The organism is Mycobacterium sp., assembly GCF_049280035.1.
Classification (GTDB): Bacteria; Actinomycetota; Actinomycetes; order Mycobacteriales; family Mycobacteriaceae; genus Mycobacterium.
Genome location: NZ_JBAPPI010000476.1, coordinates 1 through 7,158, shown reverse-complemented (window position 1 = coordinate 7,158; position 7,158 = coordinate 1). Strand labels below are relative to the sequence as shown.

6 protein-coding genes and 1 pseudogene are annotated in these 7,158 nt (G+C 64.5%); 1 reads left to right on the top strand and 6 read right to left on the bottom strand.

Annotation, left to right across the window (positions count from 1 at the left end; translation table 11 throughout):
* Positions 1-523: GMC oxidoreductase (locus WAN71_RS15655; protein WP_422226206.1), on the top strand; the 523-nt coding region annotated here is incomplete at its 5' end.
* Here the strand turns inward: WAN71_RS15655 and WAN71_RS15650 are convergent.
* From WAN71_RS15650 to WAN71_RS15625, 6 genes and pseudogenes are all read right to left on the bottom strand, one after another.
* A complete protein-coding gene (locus WAN71_RS15650; RefSeq protein ID WP_422226205.1) occupies positions 445-2,883 on the bottom strand; it encodes a glycoside hydrolase family 65 protein in 2,439 nt (812 codons plus the stop codon). The two genes, WAN71_RS15655 and WAN71_RS15650, sit on opposite strands and share 79 nt — an antisense overlap.
* A gap of 8 nt (positions 2,884-2,891) precedes the next feature.
* The gene (locus WAN71_RS15645; RefSeq protein WP_422226204.1) at positions 2,892-3,665 is read right to left on the bottom strand and encodes a beta-phosphoglucomutase family hydrolase; all 774 of its coding nucleotides are present in this window, start codon (positions 3,663-3,665) and stop codon (positions 2,892-2,894) included.
* 81 nt (positions 3,666-3,746) lie between these two features.
* Entirely contained in the window at positions 3,747-4,655 is a 909-nt protein-coding gene (locus WAN71_RS15640; protein ID WP_422226203.1) for a TauD/TfdA dioxygenase family protein, read from the bottom strand.
* Positions 4,656-4,752: 97 nt separating this feature from the next.
* Positions 4,753-5,565, bottom strand: a complete 813-nt coding sequence (locus WAN71_RS15635; protein ID WP_422226202.1) for a class I SAM-dependent methyltransferase — start codon at positions 5,563-5,565, stop codon at positions 4,753-4,755.
* A gap of 17 nt (positions 5,566-5,582) precedes the next feature.
* Positions 5,583-6,434, bottom strand: a complete 852-nt coding sequence (locus WAN71_RS15630) for a class I SAM-dependent methyltransferase (RefSeq protein WP_422226201.1) — start codon at positions 6,432-6,434, stop codon at positions 5,583-5,585.
* A pseudogene (locus WAN71_RS15625) lies at positions 6,431-7,158 on the bottom strand (hypothetical protein); the annotation flags it as partial. The gene WAN71_RS15630 and the pseudogene WAN71_RS15625, both read right to left, overlap by 4 nt.

The window sequence follows — 7,158 nt, the reverse complement described above, 5'->3', positions numbered from 1 at the left end:
GGACAACTCGATCACCACGTTCACCAAACGCGGCAGGCTGGGCCGACGCCGCTACGTCAGCAAGCAGGGGCACGGCGTGCCGAACCCGACGTGGATTCCGGTCGGCAACGAGGTGACCCGACGGATCGCGAAGAAGATCGACGGGGTGGCAGGCGGCACCTGGGGCGAGCTGTTCAACATCCCGCTGACCGCGCACTTCCTGGGCGGCGCGGTGATCGGCGACAGCGCCGAACACGGTGTGATCGACCCATATCACCGGGTGTACAACTACCCGACGTTGTCGGTGGTCGACGGTGCGGCGATCTCGGCGAACCTCGGAGTCAACCCGTCGCTGTCGATTTCAGCGCAGGCCGAGCGGGCCGCTTCGCTGTGGCCGAACAAGGGTGAAAACGATCTGCGGCCACGTCAGGGCGAGCCGTACCGTCGGCTGGACCCTATTGCGCCTCAGCGTCCGGTGGTGCCGGCCGACGCGCCCGGCGGGTTGCGTTGGCTGCCGATCGAGCCGATCAGCTCGGCTGGCTGATCGACCCGGTAAGCGTTCCGGTGCAGCGGCTCGCGTCCGGGTGGTTGGTGCGGCGTGGGCAGCAGCGGCTCACGCTTGTGCAGCGTGATCGTTGTCGGCGCGCTGGTGCTGAGCTCGACGTCCTCCCCGGCATGCCGGATAGTCAATCCACCCCCGGGGCCGTCGCGCAGCGTGTAGGTCACTTCGTCGTGGATGACGTCCACGGTCACTCGGAAGTCGCGCCAGCGCAACCGGAATCGCAGCCGTGAGATGCCCTCGGGCAGATACGGGTTGAGGTACAGGATGCCCTCGTCGTCGCGCAGGCCGCCGAAGCCGGCGACCAGAGCAGTCCACGCGCCGGCCAGCGACGCCATGTGCAAGCCGTCGCGGGTGTTGTGGTGCAGGTCGCGCAGGTCGACCAGAGCCGCCTCATAGGTGTAGTCGTGCGCCAGCTCCACATGGCCGACGTTGGCGCACATCACCGCTTGGGTGCAGGCAGACAGCGACGAGTCGCGCACCGTGCGCCGCTCGTAGTAGTCGACGTTGCGCGCCTTCTGCTCGTCGCTGAATTTGTGGCTTTGCCAGTACATGGCCAAAACCAGATCGGTCTGCTTGACCACCTGCGCGGGATAGAGCAGCGCGTACGGCTCGTGCAGCAGCAGCGGGTAGGTTGTCTTCTCGTCGAAGTCCCACTCGGCGTAGGTGGTGAAGCCTTCGGACTGCGGATGCACGCCAAGTTCTTCGTCGAAGGGAATGTGCGCGGCGTCGGCGGCATCGCGCCACGCGGCGGTCTCTTCGGTGGTCACGCCCAGCTCGCGAGCGGCCTCGGAGTGCCGGGCGCACGCGTCGGCGGCAACCCGCAGGTTGTGTGCCGCCATCATGTTGGTGAACACGTTGTCGCGCACGATCGCGGTGTATTCGTCGGGACCGGTAACCCCGTCCAGGTGCCACACTCCGTGGCGGTCGTGATGGCCGAGTGAATGCCACAGCCGGGCCGTCTCGATGAGCACTTCCAGCCCGCAATCCCTCTCCAGCGACTCGTCGCCGCTGACGATCCGATAGCGCTCGAAAGCCATGGCGATGTCGGCGTTGATGTGCCACGCGGCGGTTCCGGCCGGCCAGTAGGCCGAGCATTCCTGGCCGCGAATCGTTCGCCACGGATAGCTGGCACCCTTGAGGTCCAGCTGTGCGGCCCGCTCCTTTGCTAAATCCAAAGTCGAAGCGCGCCAACGCAATGCATCGGCGGCTGCGTGCGGCAAGGTATAGGTCAGCACCGGAAGAACGAATCCCTCGGTGTCCCAGAAGATGTGGCCGTCGTACCCGGTGCCGGTCAAGCCTTTGCTGGCGATGCCGCGCCCCTCGGCTCGCGCACTGGCCTGCAGGAGGTGGAAAAGCCCGAACCGCACCGCCTGCTGACATATGGGGTCGCCTTCGACCTCCACATCGGCGCCGTCCCAATAGTCGTTGAGAATCTTGCGCTGGGCGTCCACCAGGCCCTGCCACCCGCTGTAGCGTGCGCTGTGCAAAGCGGCGGCTGCCTGGTCGCGCAGCGCCGGACGTGAACGCTGGCTTGACCAGCCGTATGCCAGGTATTTCACGATGCGCAGTTGCTGGCCCGGCCGCAGCCCGCAGATCACGGTCGTGCGGGCGAGGTCGTCACGCGCGTCGTTGGTGATCTCCACGCGGCCTTCTACCTCGACTTCATGGTCCATCGCCGCAGCCATCATCAGCGCACTGGCGCGCGTCTTGTGCATCAGCAGTGCCCCGCATTCGGTGTCCTCGTGTTGGACGGCCTCCAGCGGTCTGTCGAGGATGGCCGCAACCCGCGGATCACCTGACGTCACGGGCTGGTCCTCGTTGGCGACCAGCTCGGATTGCACTGTGACACGGACGAATTCGTCTACCGCCTCGACCACGTACTCGATGGCGACAACGCTGCGCTGTGCCAGCGATACCAGCCGGGTCGAGGTCACCAGGACCTGCTTGCCGACCGGTGACTCCCAGTGCGCGTATCGGGTCAATGTGCCGGCCCGCAGGTCGAGCACCCGCTCGTGGCTCAACAGCTTGCCGTAGCGAACGTCGAACGGCTCGTCGTCGACCAGCAGGCGCAGGATCTTGCCGTTGGTAACGTCGACGACGGTCTGCCCGGCCTCCGGGTAGCCGTAGCCGGCCTCCGCATACGGCAGCGGCCGGACTTCGTAGAACGAGTTCAGATACGTGCCGGGCAGGCCGTGCGGCTCGCCTTCGTCGAGGTTGCCGCGGAGTCCGATGTGCCCGTTGGACAGCGCGAACAGCGACTCCGATTGCGCCAGCACGTTGAGGTCCAGACGGGTCTCGCGGAGCTGCCAGGGTTCGACGGGGAAGGTGTTATCCGGGATCATCGCGGCGCCTACAGCAGATCGCCGAGGTCGGTGACCACGACATCGGCGCCGTGGCTGCGTAACTCGTCGGCTTGGCCCACACGGTCAATACCTACCACGTACCCGAAGTGCCCCGCATGTCCGGCGGCGACGCCGGAAAGCGCGTCCTCGAACACGGCCGCTTCGGCGGGGGAGACGTCGAGCAGCTGGGCGGCGCGCAAGAAGGAGTCCGGTGCCGGCTTGCCGGCGATGTGTTCCTCGCGCAGGGTCACGCCGTCGACTCGCTGCTGGATGAACTTGTCGAGCCCGGTGATCTCCAGCACCTGGCGGGTGTTGGCGCTGGAGGACACCACCGCCGTAGCGAGACCGGCGGCGGCCACCTTTTCCAGGTAGCGGCGCGAGCCGTCGAATACCTTGACGCCGTCGTTCTGCAGCGTCTCTTGGAAGGCATCGTTTTTGCGGGTGCCTAACCCGTAGACGGTGTCCCTATCGGGCGTGTCGTCGGGGTCGCCGTCGGGCAGTTGGATGCCGCGGCTGGCCAGAAACGAGCGGACGCCGTCTTCACGTTTCTTGCCGTCGACATATTTCAGGTAGTCGTCGACCGGATCGAACGGGACGAACGGCTCGCCGGTCTGTTCGGCATGTTGCCGCAGGAACGCGTCGAACATGACCTTCCAGGCCTTGGTGTGGACACTCGCGGTGTCGGTCAACACACCGTCGAGATCGAACAGACAGGCGTGCACCGTTTCGGGTAGACCCAGCACGGCGGACCTCGCTTCCGGGGGTGTTTTCGACCGTGGCAATTAACACCTCACCATGCCCGACGCCGGTCCGCCACACGTTCAGCTGACCTACTGTTTCCCGGCCTTTGGCTACGCGACCCGTCAGCTTGCCGCGGCCTGGAGAGCCCGCAGCGGAGCGCCGCTGATCACGCGGCTGCGCCGGCCGTGCACGTCGACGGGCACATCGCCCATCACGGTGACCCGGTGCATCAGCCGATACTGATCGTCGTAGTCGTCGATCGCACGGTGCTGGGTAGCCCGGTTGTCCCAGATGGCGACGTCACCGGCCTCCCAATTCCACCGGATGGTGTTCTCCGGCATGGTGATTCGCCGTTGCAGCAACTCTAAGAGCAGTTGCGACTCGTAGTTGTCCAGACCGACGAAGCCGCGCACGAAGTCACCGGCGACCAGGGTCCGCTCACCAGTCTCCGGGTGTACCCGCACCACCGGATGCTCGGTGCGAAAGTCCGGCTTCTCAAACCGGGTCTGATGCGCTTTTTGCTCCTCGGTCTGCGCCTGGGCAGCAGCGACATAGTCGAAGCGGTTGCTGTGCAGCGCCCAGAGATTCTCGGTGAGGTGTTTGAGCGGCTCCGGTAACGCCTGGTAACCCGCCGCGGTGGATGCCCACAGCGTCGATCCGCCGTAGCTGGGCAGCGTGACGGCGCGCAGGATCGACGCAGCGGGGTAGTTCGCGACGAACGTGACGTCGGTGTGCCAGCGGTTGGCCTTGCCGTAATCGGAGTTGATCGGAGTAATGATCGGCGCGTTCTCGTGCCGGACCGCCGGATGGGCGATCGGAGTGCCCAGGCGCGCAGCGAAAGCCTGCTGCTGGGCATCGTCGAGGTGGTGTTGGTTCCGGAAGAAGATCACCTTGTGGCGCAGCAGCGCCGCGCGGATCTGTCCGACCGTGGCGGCGTCAAGATCGCCGGCCAGCAGGACGCCGTCGATGCGGGCGCCGATGCGGCTGCCCAACTGCGCCACGGTCAGGGTGGATGTCGATGGAATCGTCATTGCAGTGGTCCTCTCACCTGATGTGTAGTCAAATGACTACACCTGCATGGAAACCACTGTAGTCATATGACTACGCACGCGTCAAGCCGGGGCGGTCTTAGGTGATTGCTCGTGCCACACCTTGGATGGCGCGGAGTCGTCCGTCGGCGAGGGCAACAGTCAGGTTGTTAGCTTTCTGCGCAAAGTTGGTGACGAAGGCTTGCAGTCCGAGCGGGCTGGGCGGCAGTGCCAAAAGTGTCTGCATCAAGGTGCCCGCCTGGTCGGTGAGGTCGTTCCAGTGGTCGATCGCGAACCCCGCGGACTCGACGACGACGCGCAACTCGTCTGGCGTGGCCAGGTGGCTGACCTCTGGTTGGTTGGCCCATGGCAGTGGGTAGTCGAGTCCGCCGAGCTCGCCAGTTGTGATGTCCCACAGGGCAAGCCGGCCCCCGCTGGCCAGCACTCGGCGTGCTTCACGATAGAGGCGGGGCTTGTCGGCGATGTTCATCTGAACGTGCTGGCTGAAGACGACGTCGAAAGTGGCATCAGCGAAGGGCAATTCGGTGACGTCTGCTTGATGAACCGAAATCCGCTTGTCCAACCCGACAAGTCGATTGAGCCATCGCGCCGTTTCGCAATACTCCTCGGTCAGATCGACCGCGTTAACGTCGCACCGACACGTGTCGGCGACGAAGCGAGCGGTGCCGCCGATCCCACTACCCGCGTCGAGCACCTGGTTGTCACTGGTGATGCCGATCAGATCCACCAGTTGGCTCGTGGCGATGCGACCCATGGTGTGGAAGTCCTCCAACAGCGCGAGGTCTGCCGGCTGAAGATGGTCTAGGTTCTTTCCGGCGGCAATGAGGGCTTGCTCGATGTTGGTCTGAGACAGGCCAGTCGAGTACTGGGCGGGGATTTGGGTGTCGGTCATTTCTGCTGTCTTTCCGATCAGGCGAGCTTGTCGGGTACCTGAGCCCATGCGGTGATCATGGGAGGCATCGTGATAAGGGCGTTGACCGCAAGCGCCTCCTGGCGGAACTGCGGCACGAAGTTGTCGATATCGGCGAGCTCGTCGATATCGAAGCCCTCCTGTTTTGCTATTGGAGATACCAAGCGCCAGACTTCCGCGGCGTAGGCCAGCATGTCGGTGTCGGCGGCGGTGCCTATCGGCGTGCCGAGAGTCATACGTGGCGCGCCTAGGCCGGCATCGGCGAAGATCGTGTGCAGTGTGGTGCCAAATTGCGGGCTGAGCCCCATGGCCTCAAAGGCGCGGGCGATCCCGGTTGTCACCTGCCGGAACAGTGGCATGTCCGGGTTGCTGTGTGTTCCGGTGATGTCATTCTCGGAGAATGCAACGACGCCACCGGGGCGCACGAACGTGCTGAGGCGCCGCAGCGTGGCCGCTGGATCGGGCAAGTGCATCAGGATCAACCGGCCAACTACTGCGTCGACCGGTTCATCAAGGGTGATTATGTCAATTCCTGCTTGCTTGAAATGCACTGCAGACAAACCTTGTTCGGCCGCGCGGGCACCGGCAAGCTCAATCATCTCGGGTGCGGCGTCCACACCGAGAACGGTTCCTGTGGGACCGACCAGCCGAGCGGCGATACACGACACGTCACCGGGCCCGCAGCCGACATCGAGCACTCGCATACCGGGTCGCAGCCCGGCGAGCCGTAGCGCATGCTCGGTGTAATCGTTATACAGCCGTCCTTGCAGGAGAAGCCGCCGCACCTCCACGTCGGCATGGCCTAGCACATAGGTGCTGCCGCCTGCTGGAGCAGATGATGCTGTACTCATCGCGTTACTTCCTTTTGTCCGATCATGTTTGATGTCTGCGCTTTTCTGCTACGTCTTTGTGCTACGCCGGCGTCGATTGCTCGGAGCCGACTGTCGGTTTCTGCGGTGTGCTCGTTTCGCCAGACTGTGGACTGGCCGGATAACCGCGGATGGGCTGGACGGGGATGTTGCTGGACCTGGTCGAACCGATCGAGGCGGTGCATCGGTACGAGTCCGGTCAGCATGAATAGCCCTATTTGACGGATGAGATTGCTTGCAGTGCGCCGAGATTCCGGGCCACTGACATAGCGGCGTGCGATGGTCAGAAAGTCTTCGGGTTCGACACCGGCGACATCGCGGACGTGGGTCGTAGGACCGCCGACCTCCCAGGTACCTAGGGCATACTCGGGCAGGTAGTGGCGCACGCTGGATTCGAAAAACAGGTCGGCTCCAAGTCGCTTGGCGTTGACGCGGACGGCCTTCATGAACATCCGCTGGGGAATATCGATGTGGCGTACCCTGCGGCCCAAGGCCTCACCCACGGCGCCGGCGATGTCGGCTCCGGATAGAAGCGTTGGGCCGGTCGGGCGGTAGGCCCGACCGTCATGGTGGTGCGGGTCCAGCAAGGCGCCCACCGCAACGCGGGCGATATCCTCGTTGGAGGGCGGTGCATTTCGGCCCGCCCCGGTCGGTGTCGGCAACACGCCGAGTTGGGCGGCCATCGGGACCAGGTTGAGGTAGTTGT

What these genes read in the sequence shown, in the direction of transcription:
- WAN71_RS15630 (WP_422226201.1), bottom strand. Translation starts at nt 6,434, where the DNA reads ATGAGTACAGCATCATCTGCTCCAGCAGGCGGCAGCACCTATGTGCTA.
- WAN71_RS15650 (WP_422226205.1), bottom strand. Translation starts at nt 2,883, where the DNA reads ATGATCCCGGATAACACCTTCCCCGTCGAACCCTGGCAGCTCCGCGAG.
- WAN71_RS15635 (WP_422226202.1), bottom strand. Translation starts at nt 5,565, where the DNA reads ATGACCGACACCCAAATCCCCGCCCAGTACTCGACTGGCCTGTCTCAG.
- WAN71_RS15640 (WP_422226203.1), bottom strand. Translation starts at nt 4,655, where the DNA reads ATGACGATTCCATCGACATCCACCCTGACCGTGGCGCAGTTGGGCAGC.